The organism is Vibrio sp. 99-70-13A1 (assembly GCF_013114625.1).
Taxonomy (GTDB): domain Bacteria; phylum Pseudomonadota; class Gammaproteobacteria; order Enterobacterales; family Vibrionaceae; genus Vibrio.
Genome location: NZ_VTXD01000012.1, coordinates 19,538 through 37,094, shown reverse-complemented (window position 1 = coordinate 37,094; position 17,557 = coordinate 19,538). Strand labels below are relative to the sequence as shown.

General features: G+C 41.6%; 15 protein-coding genes and 1 pseudogene. 12 read left to right on the top strand and 4 right to left on the bottom strand.

What is annotated here, in order from left to right; genetic code table 11:
• The first annotated feature begins 83 nt into the window (after positions 1-83).
• The 4 genes from F0226_RS09845 to F0226_RS09830 all read left to right on the top strand — a co-directional run bounded on the left by F0226_RS09845 (position 84) and on the right by F0226_RS09830 (position 3,909).
• Complete coding sequence (locus tag F0226_RS09845; RefSeq protein ID WP_171735467.1) at positions 84-791, top strand: ABC transporter ATP-binding protein; 708 nt, start codon at positions 84-86, stop codon at positions 789-791.
• Positions 788-2,047 (top strand): ABC transporter permease, encoded by a 1,260-nt coding sequence (locus F0226_RS09840; RefSeq protein ID WP_171735466.1) that lies wholly within the window; start codon positions 788-790, stop codon positions 2,045-2,047. Before F0226_RS09845 ends, F0226_RS09840 begins: the two co-directional genes overlap by 4 nt.
• A 14-nt stretch (positions 2,048-2,061) precedes the next feature.
• Complete coding sequence (locus F0226_RS09835) at positions 2,062-2,610, top strand: DUF3299 domain-containing protein (protein WP_171735465.1); 549 nt, start codon at positions 2,062-2,064, stop codon at positions 2,608-2,610.
• Between the two features lie 360 nt (positions 2,611-2,970).
• Positions 2,971-3,909: a TIGR03899 family protein gene (locus F0226_RS09830; RefSeq protein WP_171735464.1), complete on the top strand. Its 939-nt coding sequence runs from the start codon at positions 2,971-2,973 to the stop codon at positions 3,907-3,909.
• 184 nt (positions 3,910-4,093) lie between these two features.
• On the opposite strand, the gene cysC is transcribed toward F0226_RS09830, so the two are convergent.
• The 4 genes from cysC to cysD all read right to left on the bottom strand — a co-directional run bounded on the left by cysC (position 4,094) and on the right by cysD (position 8,916).
• Positions 4,094-4,714 (bottom strand): adenylyl-sulfate kinase, encoded by a 621-nt coding sequence (gene cysC / locus F0226_RS09825; RefSeq protein WP_171735463.1) that lies wholly within the window; start codon positions 4,712-4,714, stop codon positions 4,094-4,096.
• 24 nt (positions 4,715-4,738) lie between these two features.
• Entirely contained in the window at positions 4,739-6,463 is a 1,725-nt protein-coding gene (locus F0226_RS09820) for an SLC13 family permease (RefSeq protein ID WP_171735462.1), read from the bottom strand.
• Between the two features lie 62 nt (positions 6,464-6,525).
• Positions 6,526-7,953, bottom strand: coding sequence for a sulfate adenylyltransferase subunit CysN (gene cysN / locus F0226_RS09815; protein ID WP_171735461.1), 1,428 nt, complete (start codon positions 7,951-7,953; stop codon positions 6,526-6,528).
• An 18-nt stretch (positions 7,954-7,971) separates the two neighbouring features.
• On the bottom strand, positions 7,972-8,916 hold the full coding sequence (gene cysD, locus F0226_RS09810; RefSeq protein ID WP_261856030.1) for a sulfate adenylyltransferase subunit CysD: 945 nt from the start codon (positions 8,914-8,916) through the stop codon (positions 7,972-7,974).
• A 414-nt stretch (positions 8,917-9,330) separates the two neighbouring features.
• Here cysD and F0226_RS09805 point away from each other — a divergent pair, with 414 nt between their 5' ends.
• The 8 genes and pseudogenes from F0226_RS09805 to F0226_RS09770 all read left to right on the top strand — a co-directional run bounded on the left by F0226_RS09805 (position 9,331) and on the right by F0226_RS09770 (position 17,490).
• Positions 9,331-11,307 carry a bifunctional 2',3'-cyclic-nucleotide 2'-phosphodiesterase/3'-nucleotidase gene (locus F0226_RS09805; protein WP_171735460.1) on the top strand — a complete coding sequence of 659 codons (1,977 nt, stop codon included), beginning with the start codon at positions 9,331-9,333 and terminating at the stop codon, positions 11,305-11,307.
• 326 nt (positions 11,308-11,633) lie between these two features.
• Positions 11,634-12,221 carry a DedA family protein gene (locus F0226_RS09800; RefSeq protein WP_171735459.1) on the top strand — a complete coding sequence of 196 codons (588 nt, stop codon included), beginning with the start codon at positions 11,634-11,636 and terminating at the stop codon, positions 12,219-12,221.
• Entirely contained in the window at positions 12,218-13,351 is a 1,134-nt protein-coding gene (locus F0226_RS09795) for an ATP-grasp domain-containing protein (RefSeq protein ID WP_171735458.1), read from the top strand. The genes F0226_RS09800 and F0226_RS09795 overlap by 4 nt, the downstream gene beginning before the upstream one ends.
• 134 nt (positions 13,352-13,485) lie before the next feature.
• Positions 13,486-13,992, top strand: a complete 507-nt coding sequence (locus F0226_RS09790; RefSeq protein WP_171735517.1) for a hypothetical protein — start codon at positions 13,486-13,488, stop codon at positions 13,990-13,992.
• A 1-nt stretch (position 13,993) separates the two neighbouring features.
• A pseudogene (locus F0226_RS09785) lies at positions 13,994-14,671 on the top strand (NRDE family protein); the annotation flags it as partial.
• A 161-nt stretch (positions 14,672-14,832) separates the two neighbouring features.
• Positions 14,833-15,270: a YHS domain-containing (seleno)protein gene (locus F0226_RS09780; protein ID WP_171735456.1), complete on the top strand. Its 438-nt coding sequence runs from the start codon at positions 14,833-14,835 to the stop codon at positions 15,268-15,270.
• A gap of 10 nt (positions 15,271-15,280) precedes the next feature.
• Positions 15,281-15,733 (top strand): hypothetical protein, encoded by a 453-nt coding sequence (locus tag F0226_RS09775; protein WP_171735455.1) that lies wholly within the window; start codon positions 15,281-15,283, stop codon positions 15,731-15,733.
• Between the two features lie 2 nt (positions 15,734-15,735).
• Positions 15,736-17,490, top strand: a complete 1,755-nt coding sequence (locus F0226_RS09770; protein ID WP_171735454.1) for a lysophospholipid acyltransferase family protein — start codon at positions 15,736-15,738, stop codon at positions 17,488-17,490.
• Positions 17,491-17,557 lie beyond the last annotated feature (67 nt).

The following is a 17,557-nucleotide window of genomic DNA, read 5'->3' as shown; positions in this document are numbered from 1 at the left end:
AAACCGTACAATGCCAGCCAAGTAAGTAGCTACTTACTTGGCTGGTTATATTGTATTTATTACACCGCTATTTAGGAGCGACTATGTCAGATACAAGCTCACCACTTGTCGTTGAACTCCGTGATGTACAATTTCGTTGGAAAGCGGATTTACCTGCCACTCTTGAAATCTCATCATTACAGATCAAACACCAAGAACACTTGTTCATCAAAGGACCAAGTGGCTGTGGCAAATCAACCCTACTCGGGTTATTAACCGGTATAAACAAAGCTCAACAAGGGCAAGTGACGATTCTAGGGGAAGACCTCACCCAATTATCCCCACGTCAATGTGATATGTTTCGCGCAGATAACATCGGTTACATTTTCCAACAGTTCAACCTATTGCCATATCTATCAGTAATAGATAACGTCACTCTACCTTGCCAATTTTCCAAAGTACGTAAGCAGCAAGTGACTGGTGTTCTAAAAGCAACAGCACGCGAATTACTCGATAGATTACAGCTACCAAAAGCGCTCATGGATAAGCCTGTAATCGAGTTAAGTATTGGACAGCAACAAAGGGTTGCTGCTGCGCGAGCTTTGATAGGTCAACCCAAGATTATTATCGCAGATGAACCCACTTCTGCATTGGATCACGACAATCGAGAACTCTTCATAGAGTTACTCATGGAACAAGCAAACCAAGCAGGTTCAACGCTTATTTTTGTTAGTCACGACCCGACGTTAGAAAAACTTTTCAAGCGTAGTATTGATTTAACGACGGTTAATGAAGCGCAGGTAACACTATGAAAGTAATTACTCACTTAGCGTTTAAGAGCGTACTTAACCGTAAAGCTACCGCTATTTTGACTATCTTAACGGTAGCCGTTTCGGTCATTTTACTATTAGGTGTGGAGCGCGTTAGAACTCAAGCAAAAAGCAGCTTTGCCAATACGATTTCAGGTACTGACCTCATCGTGGGCGGTCGCTCTGGGCAAGTAAACCTTTTGCTGTATTCTGTTTTCCGCATTGGTAATGCGACCAATAATATCGATTGGAAAAGCTATGAAGAGTTCAGCCAGCATAAATCAGTGAAATGGGCAGTGCCGATTTCACTTGGTGATTCTCATAAAGGCTTTCGAGTCATGGGCACCAATCACAGCTATTTTGAACACTACCGATATGGAAGTAAGCAGTTACTAACATTACAACAAGGCACAGAGTTCAATAGCCTTTTTGAAACGGTGCTAGGGTCAGATGTAGCCAAACAATTAGGCTACAAAATTGGCGATAAAATCACGCTTGCTCATGGGCTCAGTGATGTGGCTTTCAGCCGTCACGATGACCTTCCCTTTACTGTTGTGGGCATAATAGCTCCGACAGGTACACCTGTAGATAAAACCGTTCATGTTTCACTAGAAGCAATAGAAGCTATTCATGTTGGTTGGGAGTCAGGAGCAAACTTAGGCTACAAGCCCGATGTTGAAAAACTCAAAGCGCATACATTTGAACCACAGCAAATCACCGCGATGATGCTGGGCTTAAATTCCAAAATTCAAACTTTTGCTTTGCAAAGAGAAATCAACACCTATCGCCAAGAACCACTGAGCGCCATTATGCCGGGTATTGCCCTTTATGAATTATGGGGAATGATGGCAGTAGCAGAACAAGCACTACTCATAGTGTCAGGGTTTGTCGTTGTGGCAGGGTTACTTGGCATGTTGAGCAGCTTATTAACCAGCTTACAAGAGCGTCGTCGAGAAATGGCAATCTTAAGAGCAATGGGCGCAAGGCCAAGGCACGTATTCAGCCTATTGATCAGCGAAGCAAGTGCGCTGACCTTCTTAGGAATCATGCTTGGAGTGACGACTTTATTTGCATTAATTACGATAACAGCACCGATAATTCAGCAACACTACGGCATCAATATATCCATATCAGCGATTACATCACATGAATGGCAATTACTTATGCTTGTGCAAGTTGCTGGCATTATTATTGGTTTCATTCCAGCATTTCGTGCCTACCGCCAATCACTGGCAGATGGCATGACAATTAGAATTTAGTACAGGATTTAACAATGAAGCATAAATTATTGCTGCTTATAGGGTTAGTCTTCATCCCTTTTTACAGCGTAGCAAATTCAGGAAGCACAGCAGATAACCAGACAACACAAGAAAGTGATAGCACCATCAGTAATGATGCTTTGCTTAATCTTGACTGGATCGATCTGATCCCTGAATCTGAACAGTCATTTTTAGACCCATTTGGAATGCCTGCAGTTGATCACTCGCAAGAAAAACCGGAACAATCAAAGCTAGGAGCAATTCGACCTGAGCTAAACGGCAGCAAAGTTAAAATTCCTGGGTTTGTTATTCCATTAGAAGGTGATGCTGACATGATCACCGAATTCTTACTCGTCCCATACTTCGGAGCGTGCATCCATGTACCACCACCACCACCGAACCAAATCATTTATGTGAAATTCCCTAAAGGCGCTCCAATACAGGAGTTATGGGATGTGATTTATGTCGTGGGAACACTTAAGACAGAAAACATCAGCCATGATTTAGCTGAGACAGGATACTTGATCGATGGGATCGAAATTGAAGCTTATGATGATATGTAACCTTCAATGAATTGCTTTATTCATCTTAACGTTACACATAAAAGTTAAATGTATGACACCATACACATAACAAGGTGATAACTGGCTAGCTTATCTATTTTAAGCAATATACTTAGATAGATAAGCTAGTAAAGCCACATAACTGACCAGTATTAAACCTAATGTGAGCTGCTTTTTCAGCTTATTGTCATTCACTTGACTCATATTCCCTCCATAATAAACACAACAAATTTAACATTTTATTATCATTACCTGAAGCTAAATTTTGTAATGTCTCTTCCTTGTGACATCAGTATCTAGCAACTCTGATAATAAAGAGTTACATTTTAATCAGTTACAGTTTTCCTTTACGGTATTCTTATGTCTGAAAACAAACAGCCCGTCGTCATTGAGCATGACAATACAGCTCGCAACTCATCTCACCATGAAAAATCGTCTCATCACGAAAAAAAAGCCTACATAAAAGACAGTGCAAGCCGAGTGCTTAGTATTGCTCAAAGTTTTGGTTTAGACGCTTTGTTCAAAGAGTCAGGAAGTTCGACAAAGTCAGAGAGTACCGATAAGTCTTTAATTGAAAGGGCACTCTTAAGGGAAAAGAAACGAAAAGAACAAAGACAAAAGAATTTGGAACAGATTCTGAAGCTCGCGCATTCTTCATGCAAAGATGAAACCGCAGGTGATCCCGATCAAGACTGGCTTTACCGCTTCTTCGATATGGCACAAGACATCCACAACACATCCATGCAAAGGCTCTGGGCTCAAGTACTTAAACGAGAAGTCACCAACCCCGGTTCAACGTCAATGAAAGCGTTACAAGCGCTGCAAGATATGACACCAAGAGAAGCTCAAAACCTTCAAAGAGCGGCATCGTTAGCGTGTAGCTTTGGTAGTGATAGCAGCCGAAAATTGTTACTCGGATTTAAAGCTCATGGTGGGATTTTTAGTTTCGGTAAGCGTGATACGACCAACACGATCAATCTTGGTGGGCATCAATTACCCTATTCAAGTTTATTGCACCTGATTGAATTAGGATTAATTTTGGGAACGGAATTAGAGTCCGGTGAAATTGATTTTGATCCTGCTCTAAGCCTTGTTTATCAAGGTAAAAACATGAGTTTACTGCCCATCACAAAGGGCGTGAAACTGATCTATTATCGCTTTAGCCCAACGGGGAATGAGCTTTGTAAATTACTCGGTAATAAGCCGAACATTCAGTATTATGACCAGCTCATCGCATTATTAAGTCAGAAGTTCACGGTGCAAACTGAAGCGAAAAGCAGTGTTCATCACACTGTTTAAACTGACGAAACGAATTGCTTGGATATTAAGAAATCAACAGTCGAACTAGGCAAGAACGAAACAAATCAATAAATTGACGAAGTTAGTTAACTCATCTTTGATTAACTAACTTGGTCTTTTATTTGCTTAGTCTCTTATTTAGTCTCTTATTTACTCTCTTGGTAATGACTCATTCCTCGTTCTTTTACGAAGCTAAGATGCCGCGCTCTTTAAGGCTTGTCACACACTGATCGACCAACTCTTCTAATGATTTATCTCCTGCAAGTAAGTCGATTTCAGGATTTTCAGGCGCTTCGTACACAGAGCTAATACCTGTAAAATTCGGGATCTCCCCTGCTCTTGCCTTTTTATACAACCCTTTAGGGTCTCGCTGCTCGCAGATCTCCAAAGGAGTATTCACGAACACTTCTAAAAACTCACCTTCAGGCAATAAGTCACGAACTAATTTTCGCTCGGCTTGATGAGGCGAAATAAACGCAGATAAAACAATTAACCCGGCATCTGCCATCAGTTTTGCAAGCTCACCAATGCGGCGTATATTTTCACGTCTGTCTTGCTCTGAAAAACCTAAATCACTGCATAAACCATGGCGAACATTATCGCCATCAAGCAAATAGGTATGGTAACCAAGTTGAGCTAAACGGGTTTCAAGTGCCCCAGCAACGGTAGATTTACCTGAACCAGATAATCCAGTAAACCAAAGTACAGCTGGTTTCTGTGACTTTATATTTGCTCTAAATTCTTTATCAACCGAGTGTTGATGCCAAACAATATTCTCATCTTTTGGCTTAAGAGAAGTCGTCATGGTTAGTCCTTTAAGTGAACAACATTAGAATGGAAAAAAGTAAGGGATCAAACTCAATACTAATACCGAATATACAATCGAGATGGGAATACCAATACGTAGGTAATCCGTAATATGGTAATTGCCAACACTGTAAACAAGCAGGTTTGTTTGATAACCATAAGGAGAAATAAAACTGGCACTCGCACCGAATAATACCGCCATAATAAACGGCATTGGATCAACGCCATACCCAATTGCCATACTGTAGCCAATTGGAAATGAAAGAGCGGCAGCAGCGTTGTTTGTAACAAGTTCAGTCAGTACCAGTGTCATCAAGTAAGTTGCAACCAGAGCACCAAAGACGCCCCAGCCGTTAAATGCTTCCATGAACATCAGCCCCATCCTTTCAGATAAGCCTGATGAAATCATCAATTGTGCAATCGACAGTGCAGAGCCAACAATAACAACAATATCAACCGGAAAACGTCTACGTAACTCACTAAGCTGAACCACTCCAAAAACTACCAGCAGTAATAAGAATACCGCTAATCCTTTAATGATTGGCGCAATGCCCGCAAGTGAAAAGCCAATGACAGCAGCAAACCCTAGCAGTACGAAAGTAGATTTATCGCCATCAAGCTTGGCGCTAGAATCTAGGTCATTCATCAACACAAATTCTTTATTGTGTTGCTGACGTTGTTCTTCGAAACGCTTACCAGGAACTAAAATTAAAGTATCGCCAGCGGCTAAAGTAATATTACCTAATCCGCCCTCAAGCCTTTCGTGACCACGGCGAATCGCTACCACCACAGCATCGAATTTATCTCTGAACTGGCTGGTTTTTAAAGTTTTATTACAAAAGCTTGCAGATGAACTGACCACGACTTCCACAAAGTTTTGACCATTCAAATGGTGCTGACCAAATAGAGTGAGACCTTGAATTTCTTGCAGTGTCGCCACACTTTCTACATCACCACAAAACAGCAGTCTATCTCTGGCTTGTAAAACAAAGTCTGGGTCAATGGATGCGGTCGTTTGCCCATCTCGAATCACTTCCGCTAGAAACAGTTTTCTTAATGCTCTTAGATTATTTTCGCTCACGCTACGCCCAACAAGAGGAGAGCCAGGTTCAACGCGAGCCTCTAAAAAGTAAGGAAGATCATCTTGCGATCCATCGTCATAGGCAGGCAGTAGATAGCTTAATGGAATAAGGATCAGCACCCCGCCCACCAGCACAGCTAAACCGATCAATGTCGGAGCGAAAAAATTTAAACTGGGTAAACCCACATCTTCTACAAAGCTGTTGATGATCAAGTTGGTTGACGTTCCGATCAAAGTCAGCGTGCCACCTAAAATGGCAGCGTAAGATAAAGGGATTAATAGTTTTGATGGTGCGTGCTGCTGATTTCGTTTGATCGCTCCGATCAATGAAACCACAACCGCGGTATTATTGGTAAAAGATGAAAGTAACGCTGTGGAAATACCCAACTTTGCTACAACTGTACCTAGCCGACCTTCTGAAATATTACGGCTAACCCAGCTAATTAAGCGAGTTTTCTCCAACGCACTAGACGCAAGAATAAGAAGAATAAGAGTCAGTAAAGATGAATTGGTAAAATTGGTCGCTAAGCTTGTAAGATCAATTAAACCAGCCATGAACGCAATGAATGCGGCACTGGCAAAAATGTAACTTGGTTTAATTCGAGTGACCAGTAGGCAAGTTATGATGCCAAGCAAAATCGCTAATACAAATCCTTGTTCCCACATAAACTTATCCTTAATGGCGGAAGCGAATGCCTCCGCCTATTAGTCTTTAATTCAGTTCTGAATTATTTCAATAACTGACTTAAATCTTTCGCATCCCAATGTGGGAAATGCTTACGAACAAGTGCATTAAACTCAATCTCGAACGCAGAGAAATTACCGACTTGCTGCTCAACTGAATCTAAACGGTCACGGATCAAACCAGCACCAACCGTTACATTCGTGAGACGGTCAATGATAATAAAACCACCGGTATCAGCACTTTCTCGGTACTTATCAAGCGCGACGGTTTCATTGAGAGACCATTCACAAAGTCCGATACCATTCAGCGGTAATTCACTCGCTTCATAGCTTGATAAGTTATTGATGTCGTATTGATGTTTAACTGCCTGCACCTGACCAACCGTTTTCTTACCCGCAATTTTAATATCGTAATCACGACCAGCTTGTAACGGCTGCTCAGTCATCCAAACAACGTCTGCAAGAATATGGTTTGTCGATTCAACCTGAGCACTTTCCAGTACAATCAAATCACCACGGCTGATATCAATTTCATCTTCTAACGTAAGTGTTACGGCTAACCCAGCTTGCGCTGACTCTAAGTCGCCATCAAAAGTAACGATGCGCGCTACTTTTGATTTTTTACCAGAAGGAAGTGCTTTGATTTCATCGCCAACACTTACTCGACCAGAGGCAACCGTGCCTGAAAACCCGCGGAAATCGAGATTAGGTCGGTTGACATATTGCACAGGGAAGCGGAACTCACCTGACGATCGCTTTTGATCAATGTCTACATTCTCAAGCACTTCAAGTAATGAAGGACCTTCAAACCAAGCGAGTTCTTTGCTTTCAGAAGCAACATTAATTCCTTCCAGAGCTGAAACTGGAATGATTTGGATGTTAGTTTCACCTTCCAAGTTTTCTGCAAACTCTAAGTATTGATCACGAATCTCTTCAAAACGTTCTTGTGAGTAATCCACAAGATCCATTTTGTTTACCGCAACAACAAAGTGTTTCAGACCTAGTAGGTTAGATATGAAAGAGTGACGACGCGTTTGATCCAATACGCCCTTACGAGCATCAATTAAGATCACAGCGAGATCACACGTTGAAGCACCCGTTGCCATGTTACGCGTATATTGCTCATGCCCTGGTGTATCAGAGATGATGAACTTACGTTTTTGCGTAGAGAAATAACGGTACGCAACATCAATGGTTATACCCTGCTCTCGCTCTGCTTGTAGACCATCTACTAACAAAGCTAAATCTGGTTTCTCACCAGTAGTACCAACACGTTGGCTGTCAGAGTGAACCGCTGCTAGCTGATCTTCATAAATTTGTTTTGTATCGTGGAGCAAGCGTCCAATTAGAGTACTTTTTCCGTCATCTACAGAGCCACAAGTCAAAAATCTAAGCATTGATTTATGTTGGTGTTGGCTTAGGTAGCCTTCAATTCCTAGCTCGGCTAGTTCGGCTTCTACTGCACTATTCATTCTTCTTTCCTTAGACTCTTAGAAATAACCTTGGCGCTTTTTCAGCTCCATAGAACCAGATTGGTCATGGTCGATCGCTCGCCCTTGACGCTCACTTGACGTCGCCACCAGCATTTCTTCAATAATGCCTGTTAACGTATTTGCTTCAGACTCCACCGCACCAGTCAGTGGGTAGCAGCCTAAAGTACGGAAACGAACGCTTTTCTCTTCAATCACTTCACCTTCTTCAAGCTTCATACGGTCGTCATCAACCATGATCAGCATGCCATCACGCTCAACTACAGGGCGCTTTTCAGAAAGGTAAAGTGGAACAATTTCGATATTTTCTAGGTAGATGTACTGCCAGATGTCCAGCTCAGTCCAGTTAGATAAAGGGAACACACGAATACTTTCGCCTTTATTCACTTGACCGTTATAAGTACGCCATAATTCCGGACGTTGGTTTTTTGGATCCCACGTGTGGTTTTTATCTCGGAACGAATACACACGCTCTTTTGCTCGTGATTTTTCTTCATCACGTCGAGCACCACCGAAAGCAGCATCAAAACCGTATTTGTTTAACGCCTGCTTCAACCCTTGAGTTTTCATGATATCGGTGTGCTTAGAAGAACCATGCACAAATGGGTTACATCCCATTTCGATGCCTTCTGGGTTTTTGTGTACCAATAGGTCAAAACCGTATTTCTTGGCTGTGCGATCACGGAATTCAATCATTTCGCGGAATTTCCAATCGGTATCTACATGCAATAGAGGGAAAGGAATTTTTCCTGGGTAAAAAGCTTTACGAGCTAAATGAAGCATCACAGATGAATCTTTACCGATTGAGTACATCATTACCGGATTATCAAACTCAGCGGCAACTTCACGGATAATATGAATACTTTCCGCTTCTAGCTGTTTTAAGTGGGTTAAACGTTCTTGGTCCATTTCAGTGCTTCCTTTAAGGCTCGCTTCACGAGCAATTCATTACTTGGCTAACCAAGCATGGGATTTGACTTATTCACCAATGACGGTGAGTCGGACTTCGGCACTAACTAGGGGAATATTATTGTTGAGCGATCCGTTGCTAGTCACTGCCGAGTGCATCCTTGATATAGGCATTATGACCAGCTCCTTATATTACTGGAAATTCTAAAATTTCATTTTTTATTCGAAAAGCTGATAAGGGAAAATAAATCGATGAATTATAGAGATTTAACAAAGCCAACATTTAGCGGTTAAATGTGATGAACTTGTATACATACTGAGGTAACAAATAGCAGAACGGCATCAAGTAATAGAGACAAGTCACGTTTTAACATTCACCGTAATCTGCGTTTCATTAAAATTTGTTACATTACGCAACGTATTTTCTTTTATCCACTTTGGAGCTACATAATGAAAGTTGCTATGAAACCTTTATCTCTGGCAGTACTTGCTGGTTTAGGCCTGACACTTTCAGGTTGCACAACGACACCTGATACTGATGAAGTGATTAATTTACGTGTTGTAGAAACTACTGACATCCATACCAACCTTATGGACTACGATTACTACAAAGATAAACCATCTAAAAAAATTGGTTTAGCACGTACTGCAACTCTCGTAAAAGAAGCTCAAAAAGAAGTAACCAACAACGTATTAGTGGATAACGGTGACTTGCTGCAAGGTAGCCCTATGGGTGACTACATGGCAGACAAAGGCATCGAAGCCGGTGAAGTTCACCCAGCTTACAAAGCAATGAACCAACTGAGCTACGATGCGGCAAACCTAGGTAACCACGAGTTCAACTATGGTCTAGAGTTCCTAGAAGAATCAATCAACGACGCTGATTTTCCATACATTAGCGCGAACGTTTACGACGCAGAAACCAAAGAACACTACTTCACGCCTTACATTATCAAGACACATACTTTTGCAGATACTGCTGGTGTAGAACACGAAGTAAAAGTCGGTTACATCGGTTTTGTTCCACCGCAAATCATGACGTGGGATAAGAAGAACCTTGAAGGTAAAGTCATCGCTCGCGATATCATTGAAACCGCTAACGAGTTAGTACCTCAAATGAAAGCGGAAGGCGCTGAAGTGATTGTTGCAATTCCTCACTCTGGAGTTTCAACCGATCCGTACAAGCAAGGCGAAGAAAACTCGACTTTTTACCTATCTGAAGTAGAAGGTATTGATGCGATTGCTTTTGGTCACGCGCACGCGGTTTTCCCTGGTAAAGGATTTGACGACATCCAAGGTATTGATAACGAAGCTGGAACCATGAATGGCGTTGCTGCTGTTATGCCTGGTCGTTGGGGTAGCCACGTTGGTGTTATGGACCTAACACTTGCACAAAAAGACGGTAAGTGGAGCGTGGTAAAAGGTCAATCTGAAGCTCGCCCTATCTACGATAAAATTGAGAAAAAATCTTTAGCGGCAGCTGATGAAGGTATCGTCACTGCACTAGAAAAAGATCACGCGGGTACTCGAGAGTTTGTTAACCAACCCATTGGTAAAGCAGACGATGTGATGTACAGCTTCCTATCTCTAGTTCAAGATGATCCAACTATCCAAATTGTTAACCTTGCACAAAAAGATTACGTTGAGCGTTTCATTCAAGGTGACCCAGATCTAGACGGTATTCCAGTGCTTTCAGCCGCGGCACCATTTAAAGCAGGCGGTCGTAAGAATGACCCAGCTAACTTCACTGAAGTAGAGTCAGGTCAGCTCACTTTCCGTAACGCAGCTGACTTATATCTTTACCCGAACACGCTAGTAGCGATGAAAGTTACAGGTCATGAAGTAAAAGAATGGCTTGAATGTTCTTCAGGTCAATTCAATCAAGTCGATGTGAACTCAACAGCACCGCAACAATTGATTGAGTGGGATAACTTTCGCACTTACAACTTCGACGTTATTGATGGTGTGGATTACCAAATCGACGTAACTCAACCTGCAAAATACGATGCTAATTGTAAAGTGGTTAACCCTGATTCACAGCGTATTGTTGGTCTTACTTACCAAGGTAAACCTATTGATATGAAGCAAGACTTCCTTATCGCGACCAACAACTACCGCGCTTACAGCAACAAATTCCCGGGGACAGGTGAAGACTTCATCGCATTTGATGCACCAGATGAAAACCGCACCGTTCTTGCGAACTACATTTCCCGAGTAAGCAAAGAGCAAGGTCAAGTAAGCCCAACGGCTGACAACAACTGGTCTTTTGCTCCTATTACTACCGATAAGAAACTTGATATCCGTTTCGAAACGTCTCCAAGTGAGAAAGCCGCGCAGTTCATCAAAGATAAAGGTCAATACCCGATGAAGCGTGTAGCGACTGACGATGTTGGTTTTGCTGTTTACCAAATCGATTTATCGAAATAAGCAAATCTAAAGTAATTCGATACACTTAAACGATAAAGGCTGAGTAGTTTTACTCAGCCTTTTTTATTTCTAATTTTCTAATCATCACCTATTCAACCCTCTCCTTCTGCCTTATTTCGCTTAATTAGCTCCTCATTTATCTATTTAGTCCCCTTACCCACCAGATTTAAAAGTCTTCGAAAATAAACGTCTTAGTAAAAAAACGATTTCAATCTGTAATTTTTTTGTATCAGCCCCTGTCTACTATTTAACTACAATTAATTGGTAACAAATTGATAACCAAATATCCATTTACCAATTAGCACTAGAAAGCAAAGGCGATATTTATGGGCATCACAGAGAGTATTCAAGTATTCCTAAATTCTGGCGAACAGTCAGTTGGATGGCTAATGCTCGCTATTATTGCTTTGTCTTACTTATTAGAAGACTTAGCCATAGTCACGGCTGCGGGGCTGGCAGTACAAAAAGTGATGCCACCTGAACTTGCTTTATTCGCCATTTTCATTGGTATTGCGACGGGTGATCTTGCCTTGTATTACTTAGGGCATTCTGGCCGTTACTTCCGCGGGGTTCGTTATAAAGCACTGACCAACCGTCACTTCAGAGCTTTGCATCATAGGCTACATAAAAACGCCTTCATGAATTTATTCATCATTCGCTTCATTCCTGGGCTAAGAACCGTAGGTTTTACTCTTAGTGGTTTCTTCTCTGTATCCATTCCTGTCTTTCTTGCCGCTGTACTCAGTGCTACGGCAATTTGGACCTGTCTTGTTTTCTCAATCATCTATTACTTAGGTTCTTCAGCTTGGTTACAAGCCACTCAGTACCAATGGGCTGTAATCCCTTGTGCAATCTTATTATTAATTACTGCCAATCGTCTGCTTAATAGAACTTACTCAAGAGGGCTGTCATGAGCTTACTAAATGCAATCCAGTGTATTCCACCTCATAAGATCAATGCGGGTATGCCACCATTAGAAGAAGATACCAAACGCAGTGTGTCGCCTTATGAGTTCCTGCCGAGTTGGTTTTTCTATACCCCTGTCTTCGTGCAAAGCTTACTCCAAGGGCTACAGCATCAAGACTTAGGGTTACCACTTATTGCTAACCCTAGTATCAAGCTCAGCGGCATGGTCGGTGAATCCAAGCACGACATTTTGAGCTTAGCGGGTAAGCAAAGCCAACCGTGGATCTCGCCTTTTATCACACTGACCAAAACGGATCTTAATGCTCAAAAACAAGCAAAAGATGCTTACTCTGCCCTGCAACAATCAAACCTAGATTTCCCAATTGTGGCTAAACCAGATCTAGGTTGCCGTGGAGCTGGAGTCAAACTGATCAACACACAAGATCAACTTGAGCAATATATTGATTCATTCCCAAATCAAGCGCGTTTTTTACTTCAGCAAAAAGCCCCTTATCAAGCTGAAGCGGGTGTCTTTTATGTTCGCTATCCAGAGCAAAAGCAAGGGCAGATCATTTCGATCACTTTGAAGTATGCACCAACCGTAACTGGGGATGGTGAACATACTCTTAAAGATCTTATCAAGAGTCACCCAAGAGCCGGTCAACTTAGCCACCTTTATCTGCCAAGACACACTGACAAGCTAGATTGGATTCCTCAAAACGAAGAAGAGTTTCAACTCGCTTTTGCCGGAAGCCACAGCCGTGGATCTATTTTCAGAAACGGTAACCAATTCATATCTGAAGCACTCACCCAAAAGTTGGATGCGATTTTCAATGATTTTGGTGGCTTCTATTACGGCCGTTTAGATATCAAATTCAAAGACATCCAAACATTAATGCAAGGCAAAGACTTTACGATTCTAGAAGTGAATGGAGCCAGTAGTGAAGCGGCGCATATCTGGGATCGAAATACACCTCTGAAAGAGATTTTTTCCACATTACTTCAGCAATATCGAATTTTATTTGAGATTGGCGCGCAACAAAAAAAACGTGGTCACCGCACTCCCCCACTCAAAGAATTATTCAATGCTTGGCAAGATGAAAAGCGGCTTGTGCAGCAATACCCGAGCACCGATTAAAGCATCTCCCCAAAATTCATAATGTACAGATAAAGTAAAAACGATGAATTGAACCCTTTATCTCATAAAGAAAATCAAACCAGTTTCGAGGATTTTTAATGAACCAAATAAGAAAGGCAACGCCGCAGATAATTATGCCTTCAAGTGTGACAGGAGCGATCGAAATTCTAAATCAAGGGTACGAATTTCTTTGCTCAATTTCAGATAGCGATTATCTATGCAGTGCTAAGCCACATATCACAAGCTCTATTGGTGAGCATACACGCCACACTCTCGATCTTTTTCATGCGCTCATCACTCAAGAAGATCTAACCGTGGATTACAACACTCGTCGCAGAGGGCATGCAGTAGAAAATGAGCGCACGATAGCTCTCTCCGAGATCCAGTATGTCATTAACTGGCTAAAACAAGTTGATCCAACATTACTCAGTACTGCGATCACTATTGAAACTGAAGTCTCTATGAATAACCAAGTTTTTCATTCTATTCCATCAAACATAGAACGAGAGATCACTTTTGCTGCTCTGCACGCGAATCACCACTACGCAATGATCAAAGTGATCGCGACTTTTTTAGAAATACAAACTTGCCACGCTTTTGGTTACGCCCCAACAACTGCTAGTTACCTGAGGGAGCAATAAAATGTGCTCAGTATCTTGGCTACTAGAAAAGAAAGGCTACCAAGTCTTTTTTAACCGTGATGAACAAAAGTCACGTGCCTTAGCGTTGCCACCTAAAAAATTCACATTTAATGGTGTGGACGTCTTAATGCCTTTAGATCCTGTGGGTGGCGGGAGTTGGATTAGCATGAATCAATTCGGCTTATCCTTATGTTTACTCAATAACTACCAAGGAAAGCTTTCTTCAGGTTCACTCTTAAGCCGCGGCCTATTACTAAAGCAACTTTCTAGCAGTTCGACCATAGAACAAGTCGCACAACAATTTCAGCAGCTTGAAATAGAGAAATTTGCACCATTTACGCTGTTAGTTTTCTCACCGAATCTAAGCCTATTGAACCCGAAGGTTATGGCTTATGCGTGGAATGGTGAACAAATCTCAATATATGAAACTGACTCGCCTTTATTTTCATCTGGCTTTGATTTATCTAACGTCGTGCATTATCGCCAGACCATTTACCGAAAGCTGACCCAAACAGGTAAATCACAAGAAGCGTTACTTGCCTTTCATTCTCATCATCACCCTGATTTCAGCCACATGTCGACATGCATGCACAGAGAAGACGCACACACCGTTAGCTTTACGCATTTGCATTCAAATAATGGTGATTTCTCAATGTTTTACCGCCCTGGTTCGCCATGCTTGTCATTAACAGAGCCATCAATGAAGTCTGGAACACTCCAGCCCCAAACAATCACACCACATCAATTATCTAGTCACCAAATAACAGCTAACGAAATTAGCCAAAACCGATCCAATTTTGATCTTTCAGAAGCACTAAGCACATAGAAATGGAGAATATTATGAGAAAACTACTGACAGCATTCTTATTACTGCTCAGCCCTTTATCTTTCGCCGACGATGAAATTTATACCGGTATTTTCAGCAGCAAAGCCCTTGATGGCTATGACACCGTTGCCTATTTTTCACAGAACAAGCCAGTGAAAGGAAGCAAGCAATTCACAACAGAGTACAAAGGTGCGGATTGGTATTTTTCTACTGAAACCAATTTGACTTTATTTGTTAATAATCCTGAAAAATATGCTCCTCAATATGGTGGCTATTGTGCATGGGCAGTTTCAGCTAAAAATGACTTCGCGCCAGGAGATCCATTGCAGTGGAGCATAGTGAACAACAAGTTGTATCTCAATTATGACCAAGACATTAAAGATCTTTGGGAAACAAAAAGAGATGCACATATTCAGCAAGCCGATAAAAATTGGCCACAGCTAATCAATTAAGGAATTCACTATGACATTCGCTCCACTTAAACATATTCCTTCAGCATTTATTGCTTTTGTATTTATTCAGTCGCTATTTTTTAAGTTCACAGGCTCATATGAAACAGACCATATATTTGGAACTCTAGGTGAATGGTCTGGGCTTGATTGGTTTGGATCAATCGGTGGGTATATCATTGGAATAGCAGAGCTTATTGCCGCCTTTCTACTTTTCAGCAGGTTTCATGGGATGGGAGCACTCATGAGTGTCGGCATCATGAGTGGCGCTATTTTCTTCCACCTATTTACGCCTCTCGGAATTCAAATGCCTGAGTTTAATGCGACAGGTGACATTATCGGATATGACAGTGGCTTGTTATTTGGAATGGCATGTCTCGTTTGGCTATGCGGTGCATTTCTCACAGTAAAAGATCTAAAAAATCAAAATGGTTTTCTTTATAACTTCATTAATAAGGCAGAATAATTATGATTGATAGTCCTTTTCGTTTACCTCGTTATACACCTTTCGGTTTAGGTGAGTCTGTTGTCGAGTGGGCAACAGGGCTATCTAAGCTTGATCAAATATATCAACAGCGCCCAGCCGAGCTATCGAGCTTTGAATTCATGCATCATACTTTGTCTGCGTTAAATATTGATTATAGTATTGCAGCGGGATCAACCACTAATATCCCAACAGGAGGTCCTGTCGTTATTGTGGCTAACCACCCTTTAGGGGCAATTGAAGGAGTGATCCTTGCCGATCTGGTTGGATCCATACGTCAAGATGTGAAGGTGCTTGCTAATGAGTTATTGAAACGCTTACCTGAACTCGATGAGCTATTTATCGGTGTTGATGTCTTTAATAACAAGCAAGCTAAGCAAACCAATGCAAAAGCGATTCGCGATGCCAATCACCACTTAGCTGATGGTGGCGTGCTCATTGTTTTTCCTGCTGGTGAGGTATCAAGTTATTCAAAGGAAGACAGAACTCTGACCGATATCAAGTGGAGTAAGTCTGTCGCTAAGTTTGTTAAACGCCATCAAGCTGCAACAGTGCCAATTTTCATCAACGGCAAAAATAGCGAACTGTTTTACCAAGCCGGTCGTGTTCACCCTTTGCTTAGAACAGCATTGCTCGGTCGAGAGTTGCTGAACAAGCGAGCTTCTACAATTTCCATCTCTATTGGTTCTGCGATTCCTTATTCTGAAATTAAATCTTTCGAACAAGATATGGATATCGTTAATTACCTTCGTTTGAATACCTATTTAATGAGCCAAGAAGATGACCAGTTTTCGGAAGACATCTCAAATCAATTGTTTGATACTTCAATAATTTCAGCCATCGACCCTAAGATACTCAGCCAAGAGGTCGCATTGATTCCAAGCGAAATGAAGCTTTTAGAGCAAGGTGTTTTTGAAGTGTATTGTACACCGAGCCAAGTTATCCCTAATCTAATGCAAGAGATTGGCAGAGTGAGAGAAGAGAGCTTTAGAGAAGTGGGAGAAGGCAGCGGTCTCGCCTGTGATTTGGATGAATATGACCTGTATTACAACCAACTATTTGTTTGGAATACCGAAAAGTCAGAACTAGTAGGCGCATATCGATTAGGTTTAGTAGACGAGCTTATCTCAGAACAAGGTTTAAGCCACCTCTACTCTCGTAGCTTATTCAACTACAACCAAGAATTTATCGATACTTTAGATCACAGCATTGAGTTAGGTAGATCCGTTGTCAGTAAAGCCTATCAAAAGAATCTCAATTCACTACTATTGCTATGGAAAGGCATTGCGACATTTGTTGCTCGTAACCCGAAATATACGCACTTATTTGGTCCTGTTAGCATTAGTAATGATTACAGCCACACAGCCCGCTTACTCATTGCGACTACTTTATCTATACATCATTACGATGAAGAAAAGGCGAACTTAGTCAGCCCACTCTCTCCATTGAGTACTAACAAGAAAGTTTTTTGGCAAAACCACTTATTGTCATCACTTGCCAGCGTACCTTTATTATCGAAAGTGCTTTCTCGTATGGAGCAAGGAAAAGGCTTACCTGTCTTACTGAGACAGTATTTAGGCATGAATGGAAAGCTGGTTTGTTTTAACGTCGACCCCGCATTTAACGATGCTTTAGACGGTTTAATTGTCGTCAATCTCCCTAAAGTGCCACTTAAAACCTTAGGCAAGTATATGGGAAGAGACAAAGCAGAAGCCTACATCAACAATCACTTAACCTAACTTCAGGGCTTTAAATCCCAACAAGTCAGACATAAAGATCATTAGACGGTGTCTATACCTAAGCCTA